This window comes from Pseudomonas sp. PP3, assembly GCF_905336995.1.
GTDB lineage: Bacteria > Pseudomonadota > Gammaproteobacteria > Pseudomonadales > Pseudomonadaceae > Aquipseudomonas > Aquipseudomonas reinekei.
This window is the reverse complement of record NZ_HG995459.1, coordinates 5,805,508-5,824,033: the sequence shown is the minus strand read 5'-3', so window position 1 is coordinate 5,824,033 and position 18,526 is coordinate 5,805,508. Positions and strand designations below refer to the sequence as shown.

The 18,526-nt window shown below is 60.7% G+C and carries 16 protein-coding genes; 12 read left to right on the top strand and 4 right to left on the bottom strand.

Annotated features, from left to right (window positions below; translation table 11 throughout):
* Positions 1-103 precede the first annotated feature (103 nt).
* From KHO07_RS26425 to KHO07_RS26385, 9 genes are all read left to right on the top strand, one after another.
* A complete protein-coding gene (locus tag KHO07_RS26425; RefSeq protein ID WP_150735636.1) occupies positions 104-721 on the top strand; it encodes an NUDIX domain-containing protein in 618 nt (205 codons plus the stop codon).
* A complete protein-coding gene (locus KHO07_RS26420) occupies positions 712-1,164 on the top strand; it encodes a DUF1249 domain-containing protein (protein ID WP_008063540.1) in 453 nt (150 codons plus the stop codon). The genes KHO07_RS26425 and KHO07_RS26420 overlap by 10 nt, the downstream gene beginning before the upstream one ends.
* 111 nt (positions 1,165-1,275) lie before the next feature.
* Positions 1,276-2,091: a 3',5'-cyclic-AMP phosphodiesterase gene (gene cpdA / locus KHO07_RS26415; RefSeq protein ID WP_212625936.1), complete on the top strand. Its 816-nt coding sequence runs from the start codon at positions 1,276-1,278 to the stop codon at positions 2,089-2,091.
* Positions 2,092-2,240: 149 nt separating this feature from the next.
* A complete protein-coding gene (locus tag KHO07_RS26410; protein WP_150735638.1) occupies positions 2,241-2,849 on the top strand; it encodes a YqiA/YcfP family alpha/beta fold hydrolase in 609 nt (202 codons plus the stop codon).
* A gap of 44 nt (positions 2,850-2,893) precedes the next feature.
* A complete protein-coding gene (gene parE / locus KHO07_RS26405) occupies positions 2,894-4,801 on the top strand; it encodes a DNA topoisomerase IV subunit B (RefSeq protein WP_150735639.1) in 1,908 nt (635 codons plus the stop codon).
* Positions 4,801-5,790 carry an esterase-like activity of phytase family protein gene (locus KHO07_RS26400; protein WP_212625935.1) on the top strand — a complete coding sequence of 330 codons (990 nt, stop codon included), beginning with the start codon at positions 4,801-4,803 and terminating at the stop codon, positions 5,788-5,790. Before parE ends, KHO07_RS26400 begins: the two co-directional genes overlap by 1 nt.
* A complete protein-coding gene (locus KHO07_RS26395; protein ID WP_212625934.1) occupies positions 5,787-6,311 on the top strand; it encodes a TIGR02281 family clan AA aspartic protease in 525 nt (174 codons plus the stop codon). Before KHO07_RS26400 ends, KHO07_RS26395 begins: the two co-directional genes overlap by 4 nt.
* Positions 6,312-6,318: 7 nt before the next feature.
* Complete coding sequence (parC, locus tag KHO07_RS26390) at positions 6,319-8,586, top strand: DNA topoisomerase IV subunit A (RefSeq protein WP_212625933.1); 2,268 nt, start codon at positions 6,319-6,321, stop codon at positions 8,584-8,586.
* 176 nt (positions 8,587-8,762) lie between these two features.
* Entirely contained in the window at positions 8,763-9,476 is a 714-nt protein-coding gene (locus tag KHO07_RS26385) for an ABC-type transport auxiliary lipoprotein family protein (protein ID WP_150735642.1), read from the top strand.
* Between the two features lie 568 nt (positions 9,477-10,044).
* Here KHO07_RS26385 and KHO07_RS26380 read toward each other — a convergent pair.
* On the bottom strand, positions 10,045-11,565 hold the full coding sequence (locus KHO07_RS26380) for an AhpA/YtjB family protein (RefSeq protein ID WP_212625932.1): 1,521 nt from the start codon (positions 11,563-11,565) through the stop codon (positions 10,045-10,047).
* A 135-nt stretch (positions 11,566-11,700) separates the two neighbouring features.
* Between KHO07_RS26380 and serB the strand changes: the two genes are divergently transcribed.
* Positions 11,701-12,915 carry a phosphoserine phosphatase SerB gene (gene serB, locus KHO07_RS26375; protein WP_095192149.1) on the top strand — a complete coding sequence of 405 codons (1,215 nt, stop codon included), beginning with the start codon at positions 11,701-11,703 and terminating at the stop codon, positions 12,913-12,915.
* A 104-nt stretch (positions 12,916-13,019) separates the two neighbouring features.
* On the opposite strand, the gene asd is transcribed toward serB, so the two are convergent.
* Genes asd through KHO07_RS26360 form a run of 3 tightly spaced genes read right to left on the bottom strand, consistent with a single transcriptional unit; the run spans position 13,020 to position 16,296 of the window.
* Complete coding sequence (gene asd / locus KHO07_RS26370) at positions 13,020-13,880, bottom strand: archaetidylserine decarboxylase (protein WP_212625931.1); 861 nt, start codon at positions 13,878-13,880, stop codon at positions 13,020-13,022.
* A gap of 18 nt (positions 13,881-13,898) precedes the next feature.
* Complete coding sequence (locus tag KHO07_RS26365; protein ID WP_075947328.1) at positions 13,899-14,714, bottom strand: rhodanese-like domain-containing protein; 816 nt, start codon at positions 14,712-14,714, stop codon at positions 13,899-13,901.
* Positions 14,715-14,757: 43 nt separating this feature from the next.
* A complete protein-coding gene (locus KHO07_RS26360; protein WP_212625930.1) occupies positions 14,758-16,296 on the bottom strand; it encodes an HDOD domain-containing protein in 1,539 nt (512 codons plus the stop codon).
* A 166-nt stretch (positions 16,297-16,462) separates the two neighbouring features.
* On the opposite strand from KHO07_RS26360, the gene motA reads away from it, so the two are divergent.
* Together motA and motB are read left to right on the top strand one after the other, a co-directional pair.
* Positions 16,463-17,314 (top strand): flagellar motor stator protein MotA, encoded by an 852-nt coding sequence (motA, locus tag KHO07_RS26355; RefSeq protein WP_150735646.1) that lies wholly within the window; start codon positions 16,463-16,465, stop codon positions 17,312-17,314.
* 3 nt (positions 17,315-17,317) lie between these two features.
* Positions 17,318-18,364, top strand: coding sequence for a flagellar motor protein MotB (gene motB, locus KHO07_RS26350; RefSeq protein ID WP_212625929.1), 1,047 nt, complete (start codon positions 17,318-17,320; stop codon positions 18,362-18,364).
* The last annotated feature ends 162 nt before the right edge of the window (positions 18,365-18,526 follow it).

The window sequence follows — 18,526 nt, the reverse complement described above, 5'->3', positions numbered from 1 at the left end:
ACAGGAAAGGGGCTGCATCAAACCTCACGGGCGCGTTAGGATGGCGCGAAGTCGAGGCTCCAGGTAACGGAGCCTCGTATCGGTTTGAAGTAAGAGGATAGTCATGACGGATTTTGCCAACGCCATTCCGACCGCCGTAGAGATCGTTCGGCGCGAAAAGTGCTTCGAAGGCTTCTACAAGCTTGATCGCGTGCACTTGCGCCACGAATTGTTCGCCGGCGGCATGAGCCGCGAAATCAGCCGTGAACTGTTCGTTCGTCATGATGCAGTGTGCATGCTGCCGTACGATCCACAGCGTGACGAAGTGGTACTGATCGAGCAGTTTCGGGTCGGCGCCCTGGGCAAGACCGACAATCCGTGGCTGGTAGAACTGGTTGCCGGTCTGATCGACAAGGATGAACAACCGGAAGAAGTTGCTCACCGCGAAGCGCAGGAGGAAGCTGGGCTTGAAATCAGGGCGCTCTGGCCGATGACCAAATATTTTCCATCGCCGGGCGGCAGCAACGAATTCGTGCATTTGTACCTGGGGCGTTGCGACACCACCGGAGTTGGCGGCCTGCATGGGCTGGAGGAAGAGGCAGAAGATATCCGCGTTACGGTGTGGGCCTTTGAAGATGCCCTGCAAGCCGTACGCGACGGACGTATTGCCAATGCGCCAAGCATCATTGCCTTGCAATGGTTGGCTTTGAACCGCGTTGAAGTGAGGGGGTTATGGTCGTAAACAAACTGCGCGATCGCTATCGGGTGGACCTCGTGGGGCTGCAAGCGTCCTGCGAGGCGAACTACGCGCGCCTGATGCGACTGTTGCCTGACATGCGCAGCGAGCCCGCCGCGCGGCGCATCGCCGTGACCCATGGCGACCAGATGCTCGGCGTGCTGGCGCTGGAGGTGCTGCAGGTCTGTCCTTACACCACCACCCTGCAAGTGCGTCAGGAACACAGCCTGCCGTGGCTGCCGGTGCCGCAACTGGAAGTGCAGGTCTATCACGACGCCTGCATGGCCGAAGTGGTCAGCGCCGAACATGCGCGACGCTTTCGCGGCATCTATCCTTACCCGAATGCCTCGATGCACCAGCCTGACGAAAAGGCCCAGTTGAATATGTTCCTGGGCGAGTGGCTGAGCCATTGCCTGGCATTGGGGCATGAGTACGAAGTGGTCCGTTAACTTCCGTCGCAGTTGTGAACTGCGTCAGGTTCACAGGTTTCTTCTTTCGATCGTCCCCCAGCATAATTGCGCCAATCATCCAATCCCGTGATCACGCCCTGGGAGAACACCTTGCCGAGCGTATCCACCTTGAGCTCCGCCGAGCCGGCACTGCTGGTGCAAATTTCTGACAGCCATCTGTTCGCCGAGGCGGACGGTACGTTGCTGGGGATGAACACCCGCGACAGCCTGCAAAAAGTCATTGAGCTGGTGCAGGCGCAACAGCCGCAGATCGATCTGATCCTGGCTACCGGCGACCTGTCCCAGGACGGCACGTTGGAGTCTTATCAGCAGTTTCGCGATCTGACCCGACAGCTCGATGCGCCGGCGCGCTGGATTCCTGGCAACCACGACGAACCGCAGATCATGGCCGAGGCCGCGGTGCAAAGCGCCTTGCTGGAGCCGGTGGTGGATATCGGTAACTGGCGGGTCACGCTGCTGGATTCGGCGGTGCCGGGTTCGGTGCCGGGCTTTCTGCAGGACGACCAATTGCAGTTGCTGGTCCGCGCGCTGAGCGAGGCGCCGGAACGCCATCATCTGGTGTGCTTTCACCATCATCCGGTGTCCATTGGTTGTGCGTGGATGGAGCCGATAGGCTTGCGCAATCCCGAAGCCTTTTTTGAAGTGCTCGATCGTTTTCCACAAGTGCGTGCAGTGCTGTGGGGGCATGTGCATCAGGAAATCGATCAATTGCGTAACAACGTACGTCTGGTCGCCTCGCCATCGACCTGCATTCAGTTCGAACCGGGCAGCGAGGATTTCAAGGTCGGCGAGCAGGCGCCGGGGTATCGCTGGTTGCGGCTGTTGCCGGATGGGCAACTGGAAACCGGGGTAGAGCGCGTGACTGGCTTCGACTTCCAGGTCGATTACGGCTCAGACGGCTACTGACATATTGGTCATTTACCTATACCGCGCCGCGGCCATCGCGAGCGTGCTCGCGATGGCGTCCGCTCAGGCGACGTGAATTCCACGGATATCCCCCATTCCCCAGTCTCCCTGTAAACTCCGCTTCTTTACCCGACGCGCAGGGAGTTCAAATGTCCGGTTCGATCCTCTATATCCACGGTTTCAACAGTTCGCCGTCGTCAAAGAAGGCATGCCAGTTGATCGACGTGATGGACCGCCTGGGCTTGAGCGAAAAATTGCGTGTACCCGCCCTGCATCACCATCCCCGCGAAGCCATCGGTCAGCTCGAACAGGCGATTGAAGCACTCGGACGGCCACTGCTGGTCGGCAGCTCACTCGGCGGCTACTATGCGACTCACCTGGCCGAGCGCCATGGCCTGAAAGCCCTGCTGATCAACCCTGCCGTCAGTCCGCACCGGATGTTCGACGGATTCCTGGGGACGCAGAAAAACCTGTACACCGATGAGACCTGGGAATTGACCCACGACCACGTAACGGCCCTGGCCGAGCTGGAAGTGCCGGCACCTCAGGACCCGCAGCGGTATCAGGTATGGTTGCAGACAGGTGATGAAACGCTGGACTATCGCCTGGCGCAGCAGTATTACCGGGCCTGTGCCTTGCGTATCCAGGCCGGCGGTGACCATAGTTTCCAGGGGTTTGCCGCACAGCTTCCAGCCATGCTGAGTTTTGCCGGCATTGGCGCCGATTTGTATCAGGCGATAGATTTCACGGCATTGTGAAATCTCGCCCCCTATTTTCAATGAACGACTGACGACGAGACCCCATGGCCACTCCCAGCGCTAGCTCTTATAACGCCGACGCCATCGAAGTCCTCTCGGGCCTCGACCCGGTGCGCAAACGCCCCGGCATGTACACCGACACCAGTCGGCCGAACCACCTCGCCCAGGAAGTCATCGACAACAGCGTCGACGAAGCCTTGGCCGGGCACGCCAAATCGGTGCAGGTCATCCTGCACGCCGATCACTCGCTGGAAGTCAGCGATGACGGCCGTGGCATGCCGGTGGATATTCACCCTGAAGAGGGCGTGTCGGGCGTCGAACTGATCCTCACCAAACTCCATGCGGGCGGCAAGTTTTCCAACAAGAACTACCAGTTCTCCGGCGGTCTGCACGGGGTGGGTATTTCCGTGGTCAACGCCTTGTCGAACGAAGTCCGCGTACGTGTGAAGCGTGACGGCAACGAATACCAGATGACCTTCAAGGATGGCTACAAAGCCACCGAGCTGGAAATCGTCGGTACGGTCGGCAAGCGCAACACCGGCACCAGCGTGTTCTTTGCGCCGGACCCGAAGTACTTCGATTCACCAAAATTCTCCATCAGCCGTCTCAAGCACGTGCTCAAGGCCAAGGCCGTTCTGTGCCCGGGGCTGCTGGTCAGTTTTGAAGACAAGGCCACCGGCGAGAAAGTCGAATGGCATTACGAAGACGGCCTGCGTTCCTATCTGGTGGACGCGGTCAGCGAATTCGAGCGCCTGCCGGACGAGCCGTTCTGCGGCAGCCTGGCCGGTAACAAGGAAGCCGTGGATTGGGCGCTGCTGTGGCTGCCGGAAGGTGGCGACGCGGTGCAGGAAAGCTACGTCAACCTGATTCCGACCGCCCAGGGCGGCACCCACGTCAACGGTCTGCGGCAGGGCTTGCTCGACGCCATGCGTGAGTTCTGCGAGTTCCGCAGCCTGCTGCCGCGCGGCGTGAAGCTGGCGCCGGAAGACGTTTGGGAACGCATCGCTTTCGTGCTGTCGATGAAAATGCAAGAACCGCAATTCTCCGGCCAGACCAAAGAGCGCCTGTCGTCCCGGGAAGCGGCGGCGTTCGTGTCCGGTGTGGTCAAGGATGCGTTCAGCCTCTGGCTCAATGCCCATCCGGAAACCGGTCTGGCGCTGGCCGAGCTGGCGATCAACAACGCCGGTCGTCGCCTGAAGGCGAGCAAGAAGGTCGAGCGCAAGCGCATCACCCAAGGGCCGGCATTGCCGGGCAAACTCGCCGACTGCGCCGGGCAGGACCCGATGCGTTCCGAACTGTTCCTGGTGGAAGGTGATTCCGCCGGCGGCTCGGCCAAGCAGGCGCGGGACAAAGAGTTCCAGGCGATCCTGCCGTTGCGCGGCAAGATCCTCAACACTTGGGAAGTCGACGGCAGCGAAGTACTGGCCAGTCAGGAAGTGCACAACATTGCCGTGGCCATCGGCGTCGATCCGGGCGCTGCGGACTTGACTCAGTTGCGCTATGGCAAAATCTGCATCCTCGCCGACGCCGACTCCGACGGCCTGCACATCGCAACCTTGCTCTGTGCCTTGTTCGTCCAGCATTTCCGCGCGCTGGTCGATGCCGGTCACGTCTATGTAGCCATGCCGCCGTTGTACCGTATCGACCTGGGCAAAGAGATTTACTACGCCCTCGACGAAGCCGAGCGCGACGGCATTCTCGATCGCTTGGTGGCGGAAAAGAAACGCGGCAAACCGCAGGTCACGCGATTCAAAGGTCTGGGCGAAATGAACCCGCCTCAGCTGCGCGAAACCACCATGGACCCAAACACCCGGCGCCTGGTGCAATTGACGCTGGGCGATGATTTCGAAGCGACCTCGGAAATGATGGACATGTTGCTGGCGAAAAAACGCGCTGGCGACCGCAAGACCTGGCTGGAGTCCAAAGGCAATCTGGCGGAGGTGCTGGGCTGATGCGCTTGGGCTTTGCCCTGGCGTGTGCGTTGCTGCTGACCTCGATGACGGTGTCTGCCGAGCCGACTGCGCAACTGCGTCTGTTGTCCGAGCATGCCGTCGATGGCATGCGCGGCGGCAACCTGTCCGGGCTGGCCCAGTGCGGCAACGAGCTGTGGACGGTCTCCGACCGCGACGACGATCAGATCTACCGCCTCGATACCCAAGCCAGTGTCTGGCGCGCAGAATCTGTGGGCATCGGCGTGCCTGTCGTGCCCGACAGTGGGTTGCCCTGGGGGTTGCGTTCACGGGCCTGGGCCGCTTCGTTCGTGCGTGGCGGCAATCTGGATTTCGAAGGCATCACTTGCGACAGCGCCGGCAATCGCTATGTGGTCAGCGAAGCCCATGCAGCGGTATTGCAAATACCGCCAACCGGTCCCGCGTCCTGGCTGAAAATTTCGCCACTCATGGTGCGTGAAGCCCGGGCCAGTGGCCTGTTGTTGCGCTTCAATGCGCTGTTCGAAGGCCTGGCGATCAATCCTGAGGGTGACCAGCTGTGGTTGGCCGCCGAGCGTGAGAGCCGCGGCTTGCTGCTGATCAAGCGCAAGCAATCGGTGTGGGACTGCGATGGTGGCTGCGTGCTGCTGAGTGAAGCCGGAAAAGAAATGCAGCCAGCACAATTTCCTCATGCCAGAGCGATGCCCCGGGATTTTGCCGATCTGTCATTGTTCAACGGCAAGCTGTTCACCCTGGAGCGCAATGCGTTCGAGATCTGCCGCCGGGATGCGCAGACCGCCAAGGTTGAGCGTTGCTGGTCGTTTGCCGATGAGGCATTGCAGGAAAACCGCCGTTATCCACAGGATTATGGCCTCGCGGAAGCGCTGGTCGTGGACGCTGACGGTGCCTGGATCGGTATCGACAACAACACCGGTGCTCGCGCCGATGGTGAAGTTCGTCCGATCGTCTGGCGCTTTGCCGCGCCTGACGGTGGCTGGAGCGCCAAGCCGTGAGTCAGCAAACCCCGGGCAAGCGCGTCGGTCGGGTGTTGATGGTGCTGGCCTGGTGCGCGGCGCTGTTTCTGGCAACGCGTTTTTTCGGCCAATGGGAAGAGCGGCAGCAAAACCCGAATGTTGTCGTGAGCTCGGAACAGGGCGACGGTTTTATCGAGGTGAAACTGGCCAGCAATGCCCAGGGGCATTTCGTCGCCAGCGGTCAGATCAACGGGCAGCCGGTGAATTTCATGCTCGACACCGGGGCGACCGATGTGGCGATCCCGGCCGATCTGGCCAAGCGATTGAAGCTGGAGCAAGGTTTCGGTGTGACCCTGAGCACGGCCAATGGCCTGAGCCAGGGCTATCGCACGCGTATTGAACGCCTGCAACTGGGCGACATCGTGCTGCGGGATGTCCGCGCACTGGTGGCGCCCGGCCTGCATGGCGACCAGGTGCTGCTCGGCATGAGCGCACTGAACAAACTTGAATTTACCCAGCGCGGTGGCACCATGCTGCTGCGCCAGACAACGAACCGATGAGGCCCGCATGAGCGACATCCTTGCAGACAGCTTAGATGGCGTAGAACGCCGATCGCTGGCTGACTTCACCGAAAATGCCTACCTCAACTACTCCATGTACGTGATCATGGACCGTGCCTTGCCGCATATCGGCGACGGCCTGAAGCCCGTGCAGCGGCGCATCATCTACGCCATGAGCGAGTTGGGGCTGGACGCCGATTCCAAGCACAAGAAATCGGCGCGTACCGTCGGTGACGTGCTCGGCAAATTCCACCCCCACGGCGACTCGGCCTGCTACGAAGCCATGGTCCTGATGGCCCAGCCGTTCAGCTACCGTTACACGCTGGTCGACGGCCAGGGCAACTGGGGTGCGCCGGATGATCCCAAATCCTTCGCCGCCATGCGATACACCGAGGCACGCCTGTCGCGCTATTCCGAAGTGCTGCTCAGCGAACTGGGCCAGGGCACGGCGGACTGGGGGCCTAACTTCGACGGCACCCTCGACGAACCGCTGGTGCTACCGGCACGTTTGCCGAATATCCTGCTCAATGGCACCACCGGCATCGCCGTGGGCATGGCCACCGACGTGCCGCCGCACAACCTGCGGGAAGTCGCATCGGCGTGCGTGCGTTTGCTCGATGAGCCAAAAGCCACGGTCGAGCAGCTCTGTGAACACATTCAGGGCCCGGATTACCCGACCGAAGCGGAAATCATCACTCCGCGCGCCGACCTGCTGAAAATCTACGAAACCGGCAAGGGCTCGGTGCGCATGCGTGCCGTGTACCACATCGAAGACGGCGACATCATCGTCACCGCGCTGCCGCATCAGGTTTCGGGCGCCAAGGTACTGGAACAGATCGCGGCCATGATGCAGGCCAAGCCGTCCAAGGCCCCGCAAATCGCCGACCTGCGCGACGAGTCCGACCACGAGAACCCGTGCCGGATCGTGATCATTCCGGTGGCGCGGAAAAACTTCGACCACGATGCGCTGATGCAGCATCTGTTCGCCAGCACCGAGTTGGAGTCGAGCTACCGGGTCAACATCAACATCATCGGCCTCGATGGCAAACCGCAACTGAAAAACCTGCGCGCCTTGCTGGTCGAGTGGCTGGAGTTCCGGGTGCAGACCGTTCGTCGTCGCCTGCAATTCCGTCTCGATAAAGTCGAACGTCGCCTGCACCTGTTGGACGGCTTGCTGATCGCCTACCTCAACCTGGATGAAGTGATCCACATCATCCGTACCGAGGAACACCCGAAAGCTGCGCTGATCGAGCGTTTCGCCCTGAGCGAAATCCAGGCCGACTACATCCTCGACACCCGTCTGCGTCAGTTGGCGCGACTGGAAGAAATGAAGCTGCGCGCCGAGCAGGATGAACTGCTCAAGGAACAAGCCAAGCTGCAAGCCTTGTTGAGCAGCGAAGCCAAGCTGAAGAAGCTGGTGCGCACCGAGCTGATCAAAGACGCTGAAACCTATGGCGATGACCGCCGGTCGCCAATCGTCGAGCGTGCTGAAGCCAAGGCCCTGACCGAACACGATCTGCTGCCGAACGAGAAAGTGACAGTCGTGCTGTCGGAAAAAGGCTGGATTCGCTCGGCCAAAGGCCACGACATCGACGCTACGGGGCTTTCCTATAAGGCCGGTGACGGCTTCAAGGCCTTGGCCGCCGGGCGTTCCAACCAGTTTGCGGTGTTCATCGACTCCACCGGTCGCAGCTATTCGGTGGCTGCGCATACGTTGCCATCGGCCCGTGGCCAGGGCGAACCGCTGACCGGTCGTCTGACACCACCGCCGGGTGCAAGCTTCGAGTGCGTGCTGATGCCGGAAGACGATGCGCTCTACGTGATCGCTTCCGACGCTGGTTACGGTTTCGTGGTCAAGGGCGAAGACCTGCAGGCCAAGAACAAGGCGGGCAAGGCGCTGTTGAGCCTGCCGAACAACGCCAAGGTCATACTGCCGCGGCCTGTCGCCGATCGTGAACACAACTGGTTGGCGTCGGTGACCACCGAAGGTCGCCTGCTGATCTTCAAGATCAGCGATCTGCCACAATTAGGTAAGGGCAAAGGCAACAAGATCATCGGGATTTCCGGTGAGCGTGTGGCCAGTCGCGAAGAATATGTCACGGACATCGCCGTTATCCCGGAAGGCGCAACCTTGGTGTTGCAGGCCGGAAAACGTACCTTGTCACTGAAAGCGGACGACCTCGAACACTACAAGGGTGAGCGTGGGCGTCGTGGTAACAAACTGCCACGTGGCTTCCAGAGGGTAGATGCGCTGCTCGTCGAAAACCTCAATTAGGCGTGCTAGAGGCGTCGTTCTACGATTTAACGCGTAGATCGACGCTTTCGCGCTGGAGTCGGAACGCATATTCACGGATGATATGGCCTTTCAAGCGCCGGCGTGGCCGAGCGTTCTTCATATTTATTGAGTATTTTCACTGTGGTTAGCCTTGTGGCAATCACCTGGATGGGACGATGACTGCTCTGCGCCTTCCTTTTATTCTGATGCTCGCCGGCGTTCTTGGCCTGGCGGGTTGCAGCGTTCACCAGCCGGTGTCGCTGTATCAACTGGACAGCGGAAGTCCGGTTCCGCCTGCGCAAAGCGCGGGCATGGCGGTATTGCTGGGCCCGGTGACCGTGGCCGACTATCTGCAACGTGAAACCCTGCTGCAGCGTCAACCCGATGGCAGCCTGCAAGCTGCGACCGACGGTCGTTGGGCTGGCAGCCTGTCTTCCGATATCGACCAGCTGTTGCTGCGTCAGGTCGCCGGTCATCTGGACAGCCAGCGCGTGGTGTTGGCGCCGGCAACCGTGGGCTTCACCCCGGACGTTCAAGTGCTGCTGACCATTACTCGCCTGGATTCGGGTCAGAAGCAGCCGGCGATCCTTGATGCGCAATGGCGCCTGATCGACCGTCGTGGGCAAGTGCGCGACAACCGCATCATTCATTTGCAAGAGCTGCACGCCGGCACCACGGCGGCGCAGGTTCAGGCTCAGGGTGTGTTGTTGCAGAAGCTGGCCGAACAGTTGTCGATCGCGCTCAAGCCCTTGGCCAACCAGCCGCCAATCGCCGAAGCACCAAAGAAGCCGGCCGCCAAGCCTGTGGCGCCTGCGGCGGAAGCGGAAAAGCAGCCGAAGATTCCAATGGCTTCGCCGATTCGTACCGATATGGAAGTGTTCCGCTTCTAAGTCTGGCTCGAGTCGAACCAAAGCCCGCCTTGTGCGTAATGCTGTTCATTTAAGGACGAACACTGTACCTGTGGCGAGGGAGCTTGCTCCCGCTGGGGAGCGAAGCGCCCCCCCAAAATGGGACTGCTACGCAGTCCAGCGGGAGCAAGCTCCCTCGCCACAGGTTACTGATTGCTCGCTCTATCTCTTATCTGAACAGCATTACGCCTTGTGCGGGCTTTGTTGTTTCTGCTGATTGGAGACTTCCAGTGCGGCTGATGGCCTCATCGCTGGCAAGCCAGCTCCCACAAGGGTATCTGTTGAGCGCAGATTGTATGTACGACATCAATCACTGTGGGAACTGGCAAGCCAGCTCCCACAAGGGTATTTGTTGAGCGCAGATTGTGTACGACATCAATCACTGTAGGAGCTGGCTTGCCAGCTCCCACAAGGGTGTCTGTTGAGCGCAGATTGTGTACGACATCAACCACTGTAGGAGCTGGCTTGCCAGCGATTGCGGCAGTACAGGCAATAAAAAACCCGCAGACGCGTGATCGTCTGCGGGCTTCTTCGCAACCGGGCTTAAGGCTTACGCCCGGCGCTCATGCATCCGCGCCAGTTGCCGTTCGAGCATCGACGGATAAGGCTCCATCAGCCGTTCTACGCAGCAAGCGCCTTCAGGGCTGGCGATCGGGCGGATTCGCGCACGTTGGCGGATCAGCGCGTCGTCACTGATCTTGCGCTCCACCAGCAGCAGGTTGCGGCTGTGTTGCGACAGGGCCAGGGCGTCCTGGGCGGAATCGGTCAGCAGCAGGTCGATCTGGCTCAGGCCGAACAAATCGTCGCCCAGGGTCAGGCCCAGCTGCAATTGCAGGGTGATGCCGCTGTCGGCGACTTCGATCTGCAACTGATGGCCGAGTGCGCGCAGCAACTCGCCGCAGCAAATGGCATTGGTCAGATAGTCGTCGCCGCTGTCTTCGGTGTGGAACAGCATCAGCGTGCTGCCGTCGTTCAACGTGTGCAGTTCGCTTTGGTACAGCGAAGCAGCCTGATCGAGGCAGTCGCGGTAGCGTTTGAGCAGTTCTTCCAGGCGGGTGCGCGGCAAGCGACGCAGTTGCTCCTGGGAGCCCAGCTGCACGGCCAGAACGGCGCTGTGCTGCGGCACGTTCGAGGGAGCAGGGCGGGCTAACGGTTTTGCGGCGCTGTCTGCGTCATCGAGCAAATCCGCAAACGCATCATCATCGTCATCATCTTCGACAGTGCTGACAACGCGTCGTGGAGCTGCCTTCATCGCTGCCATCGGGCGGCTTTCATCGAAGCTTGGATCGCGCAGGTTGCGCACTTCGAACTCCGGTTCGGCATCGTCGTAATCGCTGTCGTCGAGCTCCGGTTCCTGCACGGGTTCCGGCTCGGCCGGCTCTGGTGCGAAGTTGGCGTGCAGTTGACGCGCCAGATCTCCAATCTCGTCCTGACGTTCGGTGGCCGGGGTGTATTCGTCGATATTGCGCAGCCACACGCGCAGTTGCAGGAGCGGCGTGGAGATGTGCCGGCCCAGACGCAGGCTCAAGGCCAGGGACAAGGCCAGCAGGATCGCGCTCAGGATGCCCATGCTTTGCAGGCTGATGGTCATCGGTTGCTGGAACTGATCCATGTCCAGGCTGATGCGCAGTTGCCCGGCAGTCACGTCCTGAAAGGTGATCTTGCTCTGGTACATACCTTCGGCTTCGCCCAACAGGCCGTGCTTGGGACGCTGACCGGCTTCGGCGAGGATACGGTTATCCACGCTATAGATGGCGGCGTGGGCCACCAGCTTGTTCTTGGTCAGGTTGTTGAGCAGCACGTTGAGACTGAGGATGTCGTTCGACACCAGCAACTCGGTGGCCGAGGTGGCGGTCTGCGTGGTCAGGCTTTCGCCCAGCGCATCTGCCTGCTCGTGCATGGCCTGCTTGAACTGCAAACCCATCACACAGGCGTAGATCACCAGGGCCAGAGCGACCAGGATCACGTTATGGCTGGCAATGCGCAATGCAATCGGTACACGGCGGTGACGCAGTGCCCGGAAGATCAGCAGGAAGAAGTTATCGGTTTTTACTGGCGTGGGCCGGTTCACTTGAGCTCGGCTCTTTTGTCCGTGAAGTTGACGCGCAGTATAGCGACAGGCCCTAGACCGTCAAAGCGCTCACGGTGCCCGATGGTCACTGAAAGTGGGTAGAATGCGGTTTTTTTCCACCTGCGGGGGTGCGCCTTGCGCGAAATCGTCCTGATAAACATCACGGGAGTCGACCGTCCGGGTCTGACTGCGGCCATTACCGGCGTTCTGGCCCAGGGTGGTGTGAACATTCTCGACATCGGTCAGGCGGTGATCCACGACACGCTGTCGTTTGGCATCCTGGTTGAAATTCCCGACACCGAGCAAGGCAAATCCGTGCTCAAGGACATCCTGTTCAAGGGTTACGAGCTCGATCAACAGGTGCGTTTCACGCCGGTATCCGAAGAGGATTACCAGCAGTGGGTTGGCAACCAGGGCAAAAAGCGCCACATCGTGACGCTGCTGACCCGCAAGGTCACCGCCGGACAACTGCAGGCCGTGAGTTCGATCACCGCCAAATATGGCTTGAACATCGACCACATTGATCGCCTGTCCGGGCGCATGCCGCTGGATACCCCAGCTGATAAAGGCAAGGGTTGCATCGAGTTTTCCGTCCGTGGCGAAGCGGCCGATCCGCAGGCGCTGCGTGCCGAATTCCTCAGCGTCGCCCAGGAACTGAACGTCGACATCGCCTTCCAGGAAGATTCGTTGTTCCGCCGTAACCGTCGTCTGGCGGTGTTCGACATGGATTCGACCCTGATCGAAGCCGAGGTAATCGACGAACTGGCCAAGGCCGCCGGCGTGGGTGACAAGGTTTCGGAAATCACCGAGCGGGCGATGGCCGGTGAACTGGATTTCCGTGCCAGCTTCAAAGAGCGCCTGGCGTTGCTCAAAGGCCTGGATGTCGGCGTGCTGGATTCCATCGGCGCTTCGCTGCGTTTGACCGAAGGTGCTGAAACCCTGTTCGCCGAACTCAAGCGCCTGGGGTACAAGACCGCCATTCTGTCGGGCGGCTTTACCTACTTCGCCAAGCAATTGCAGGCCAAGCTCGGAATCGATTACGTCTTCGCCAACGAACTGGAAGTGGTCGACGGCAAGGTGACTGGCGTGGCGGTCGAGCCGATTGTCGACGCGCAGCGCAAAGCGGATCTGCTCAAAGAGCTGGCACACAAGGAAGGTTTGCGTCTGGAGCAGACCATTGCGGTCGGCGACGGCGCGAATGACTTGCCGATGCTGGCGATTGCCGGGTTGGGCGTGGCGTTCCGTGCCAAGCCGCTGGTCAAGCAGTCGGCCAAGCAAGCGATCTCCACCCTGGGACTGGATGGCGTGCTGTATCTGCTGGGCTTCCGCGATCGCGACGGCCAGCTCTAACGGCACCGCAAAACCACTGCAGGAGCTGGCTTGCCAGCGATGGAGCCCTCATGGATGCCATCGCCAGCAAGCCGGCTCCTACAGGTTTGAGTACAACAAAGAATTTATGCCTTTGGCAGGCCCATACCCTGGCCCATTTGCACGGCCAGGCCGGCAGTCATGTCTTCAGCCCATTTCACCTGATCCGGCCCGAACAGCACGACAGCGGTCGAACCCAGCTTGAAGCGACCCAGCTCCGCACCTTTTTCCAGGTGGATCGGCGCGCGTGCGGCTTCGTCGTAGCGGAAGGTTTTCAGCTCGCGTTTCGGCGGCGTAACCAGGCCAGCCCATACGGTTTCGATCGACGCAACGATCATCGCACCCACCAGAACCACGGCCATCGGCCCGCGCTCGGTGTCGAAAATGCACGCTACGCGCTCGTTGCGGGCGAACAGTTCCGGCACGTTTTCAGCGGTGGACTGGTTCACCGAAAACAGGCGGCCCGGGATGTAGACCATTTCGCGCAGGGTGCCGGCCAGCGGCATGTGCACACGGTGGTAGTCTTTCGGCGACAGGTAAATAGTCGCGAAATCACCGCCCATGAACGGCGCAGCATTGGCCGCGTCGCCACCCAGCAGTTCCAGCACGCTGAAACTGTGGCCCTTGGCCTGGAACACGCGACCGTGTTCGATCGGGCCGAGTTGGCTGATCGCACCGTCGGCCGGGCTGAGGACCGCGCCCGGGGTTTCGTCGAGCGGGCGGGCGCCGTCTTTCAAGGCGCGGGTGAAGAAGTCGTTGAAGTGCTCATAGGCGGTCAGGTCTTCGACCAGTGCCTGGGACATATCCACCTGATAGCGCTTGGCGAACCAGGCGGTAAAGGCATTCTTGAACCAGCGAACGCGGCATTCGGCGATGCAGCCGGCCAGCCGCGAGAGCAAGTGATGGGGCAGCAGGTACTGGCTGAGGATAAACAAACGCTCTTTCATTGGGTGTCCTTAAAAACCTTAAAGCTCGACAGGCGTGTCAGGGTGATTGCCCCATTCGCCCCAGGAACCGGCGTAGCCTTTGACCCGCGGATAACCGAGGGACTTGGCCACCAGATAAGTGAAGCCCGACCGGTGATGGGTCTGGCAGTGGGTAATGATTTCTTTGTCCGGCGTGATGCCGAGTTTTTCGAGGATCTGCGGCATGTCAGTGCGTATACGCAGTTGGCGCGCCTGATCCATGCCCGCCGTCCATTCGAAATTGACCGCGCCGGGGATATGCCCGGCCTTGGCCGCGAGCACTTTCTCACCGGAATATTCCAGCGGTCCGCGGGCATCCCAGATCGCCAGGTCAGCGGCGCCGAGACGGCTTTGCAGGTACTCGCGTGTAGCGGTGGGTTCGTCGTGCAACGTCAGGGCAACCGGGCCGCCCACGGCTGGCGGGATCTGGATCGACATCGGCAGGCCTTCAGCCAGCCAGGCCGACAGGCCGCCGTCTATATAGTGGTACTTGCGGTGGCCGATGACATCCAGCAGCCAGATAAAGCGACCGGCCCAACCGCCGCCTTCGTCGTCATACACCACGTAGACCGCGTCGGGGTTATGGCCCAGTTCACCGAACAACGCTTCCAGCGCCGCTTGCGGCGGCATCAGGCCCGGCGCAGGTGCCTGACCGAGTTGCGTGCGCTTGGGGTCGACAAAACGCGCACCGGGAATGTGCCCTTCGGTGTAGCGGGCACTGCTGGTCAGGTCCACCAGAATCAGTTCGCGGGCGTCGAGGCGAGGGAGCAAGTCGCTCGGCTCGATCACCAGCGGCAAGCCAGAGAAGTCAGACATGTGAGGTCTCCAGGGCACAAAAAGGGAAGATTGTAACGCAGCCTCACTGGCCGCGGTGGCTAAAGCTGTGCAGGGCTTTCTCGATGCATTGCGCAGTTTTGCCAAAGGCTTGTACGGTAATTTCCGAAAAAGGTCCGCCGCCCTGATCCGCCACGACAATCATGATCACCCGGCCATTGTTGACCAGCGAGCGCAGCATCAGGTGTTCGCCGCTGAACTGTGAGCGCAGGCTGTTGGGCAGCAGGGCGGAAAATTGTGCGTTGTTGTCTGGTGTCAGGCGCACCTGGGCCTGTTGCGCGAGCAGTCGTTGCAGGACGCTGCTCTGACTGACCACGAAATTCAGCCCGGCCGCTTCTTTCGGCAACCCGGCGGTCTGGTGCACCCGCAGGTTGGCGTGGGTGCGATCGGCCATCAGGATCATTACCCGGCGCATGCCGCACGCGACCAGCGCGTCACGGGCCGAGGTGGTCAGGTGCATGGCGTTGGTGAAACGACTCGGCTCGACCAGCAGTTCGGCACATTGCCGGCGCCACCGGGCCAGGTCATCAGCGGTCGGCGCCGGGGCCGGAAGCAGTCCGGCGTGAACGCGATGCGTGCCCCACGGCCAGAGCAACGCAACGGCAGGGTGCCAGAGGTCGGGCATGGCGTGATGGCGGGCGCTGTTGGCGGCCTGCTGGTGCAATTGTTGTTGCACCTCATCCATGGGTATTTGCAGGTAGAGGCTGGTGAGGTACTGCCAGCGCTCGCTGTGCGGGCTGTCCCAGGCCTGTTGCGCCGAGAGCGCCAGCCCGTTGGCCAGCAGCACCGTGTTGGCCGGCTGGTTGAGCCAGCGGCGCAAGGTCGGATCGTCATCGAGGCGATTTTGTTGGCGCAACGGATGTTCGCTGTCGCGGGCAATGCGCAGCACTTTGACCAGTTCCCGCTGCTCGGTGAGCAACAGTTTATAGCCTTGCTGCACCCAGATCGGCAGGCGCCAGGTATCCACCAGGGCCAGGCCGATTTCCAGCAGCCGTGCGCCAAACAACTGCTTTTCGACTTTGCGCGCTGACTCACCTTTATGGATGACCCGCAGTTCCCACTCTTCGAGCAGTTGCGGGTGCGTCAGTGCCAGCGGCCAGAGCGGCGACAGAAACAGCAGGCTGCCCCAATGAATATCCTGCCACAGGCGTGCGAGGCGGCTGGCGAAAAAACCGTTGGCCTGTTGCGTCGCGTGTTGGCTGATCATCTGCAGCTGACGCAGCGCCTTGGGAATCTCGGCCATGGGTTTGGCGGGCAAGCGTGCGAGCAATTCTTCGGTGCGTTTCAAGCCGAGGCGATTGATCGCCACCTCAAGGTTTTCCGCCGGCTCGGTCATGCTGCCGTGGGTGTGGCGGTTGGCTTCGCGGATCACGCTCAAGGCCAGGGCCGGGCTGTCCTGCATCAAGTCGGCGATATCACGCAGGGAGCTGCGACTGTCGCGCAGCGCCCGGCAGACACGGTCGTGACTGGCCTGCGGAACCGGCAGGCGCACGCCATCCAGAAGCTTGACCCAGTCTTGGAGAGTGGTTGGTTTTGGGGTCGGGACGTTCGTTTCGTTAACCATGTCTGGAGGCGATCATCGTCTGCATTACCTACGCCCGGAATGGGTCAAATTGGCTTTTCGCCTGAACTGGCTATAGTCTGGCGCAGTTTTGCCGATAAGTAGAAGAAGAGATTTTTTAACTTCCGAATATGACCTTGAACCCGACTCAGTAAGTGCTCTCCTACCTATGGCTAAAATAATCGGCATCATCGTCGTATTCGCGAGCGTGCTCGGCGGATACGTGCTCTCCCACGGCAAAATTGCCGCCCTGATCCAGCCTTTCGAGGTGCTGATCATTGGTGGTGCGGCCCTCGGTGCATTCCTGCAGGCCAACCCCAGCTACATGACCATGCACGTGCTTAAGAAGTCGCTGAGCATGTTCGGTTCGCGTTTCACCCACGGCTTCTACCTTGAAGTGCTCGGTCTGATTTACGAGATCCTCAACAAAAGTCGTCGTGAAGGCATGATGGCCATCGAAGGCGACATCGAAGATGCCGCCGCGAGCCCGATCTTCGCCAAGTACCCGACGGTCCTCAAAGACGAACGCATGACCGCATTCATCTGCGATTACCTGCGCATCATGTCCTCCGGCAACATGGCTCCCCACGAGCTGGAAGGCCTGTTCGACATGGAACTGTACAGCCTCAAGGAAGACCTCGAGCACCCGTCCCACGCGGTGAACGGCATCGCCGACGCCATGCCAGGTTTCGGTATCGTCGCGGCGGTATTGGGGATCGTGGTGACCATGGCCTCCCTGGGCGAGGGCGATCAGAAATCCATTGGCCTGCACGTCGGTGCGGCATTGGTGGGTACCTTCTTCGGTATTCTCGCCGCCTATGGTTTCTTCGGCCCGCTGGCCCATTCCCTGGCCCACGATGCCAAGGAAGAACTGAACGTCTACGAAGCCATCAAGGCGTCGCTGGTCGCTTCGGCTTCCGGCATGCCGCCATCGCTGGCGGTGGAGTTCGGACGCAAGGTTCTGTACCCGGCGCACCGTCCTAGCTTCGCCGAGCTGGAACAAGCGGTTCGCGGTCGTTAAGTTATGGAAAATAACCAGCCGATAATCATCAAGCGCGTCAAGCGCATCGCCGGTGGGCATCACGGGGGCGCCTGGAAAATCGCCTTCGCCGACTTCGCCACGGCGATGATGGCGTTCTTCCTGGTGTTGTGGCTGCTGTCCACGGCAACGCCGGAACAGAAGATCGCCATCGCCGGTTACTTCAAAGATCCGATCGGCTTCTCCGAAAGCGGTACGCCGTACATCATCGACCTGGGCGGTACGCCGACCCTGGCGCCGGAAAACACCCTCAACCCCGAGGTGAAGTCCCAGCCGCAGCCGGACAAGGTGACGGTCGACGCCGAACAGGTCGAAGGCATGGCCGAAATGGTCGAGAAGGAGCGCCTGGAACTGTTGCTGCAAGAACTGCAGAACAAGGTCGAAGAGAACCCGCAGCTGCAGAAATTCAAAGACCAGATCATGTTCGAGATCACCCCGGACGGCTTGCGCATCCAGATCGTGGACGCGGAAAACCGGCCGATGTTTGACTCGGGTTCTGCGCGGCTGAAATCGTATTTCGAGGACATCCTGCTAGCCATGGCCGACACCATCAAAGCGGTGCCGAACAAGATCAGCATCAGCGGCCACACCGACGCCAAGCCGTACAGCGGCACTGGCGATTTTGGGAACTGGGAACTCTCGTCCAACCGTGCCAACGCCGCTCGCCGAGCCCTGGTGGCGGGCAGCTATCCGGATGCTCAAGTGGCGCGGGTGGTCGGTTATGCCTCATCGGCCCTGTTCGACCGCGAGCACCCGTTCAACCCGGTCAACCGTCGCATTGACATCGTGGTGCTGACCAAGAAAGCCCAGCGTGCCATTGAAGGTTCGCAAGGTGCGGAGCCTGCTCCTGATGCACCGCAAGGTTCAGCCGCGCCAAGCGCCACACCGGCTGCACCGGTCGACCCGAATGCGCTGCCGGCGGACAAGGAACCGCTACCGGCCCACGAGCTTCGCGAGCGCCTGAACCTGTTTGATGATCCTGCGCCGAAACCGGCTGAGCCAGCCAAGCCGGCTGACGCGCCCAAGCAGTGATGTCGAGTCCTGAACAGGTCTACTCCTGTTTCAGGACTCGCCCCCCAGTACCCACGTATCTAACGTCGCCCCCCAAAACTTTCAGATCCCCCCAGTCGATAGCGGTTGTGCGGACAAATCTGCATCCAAAAAAGGAAGCCTCCTACATACAAGCTGTTTCAT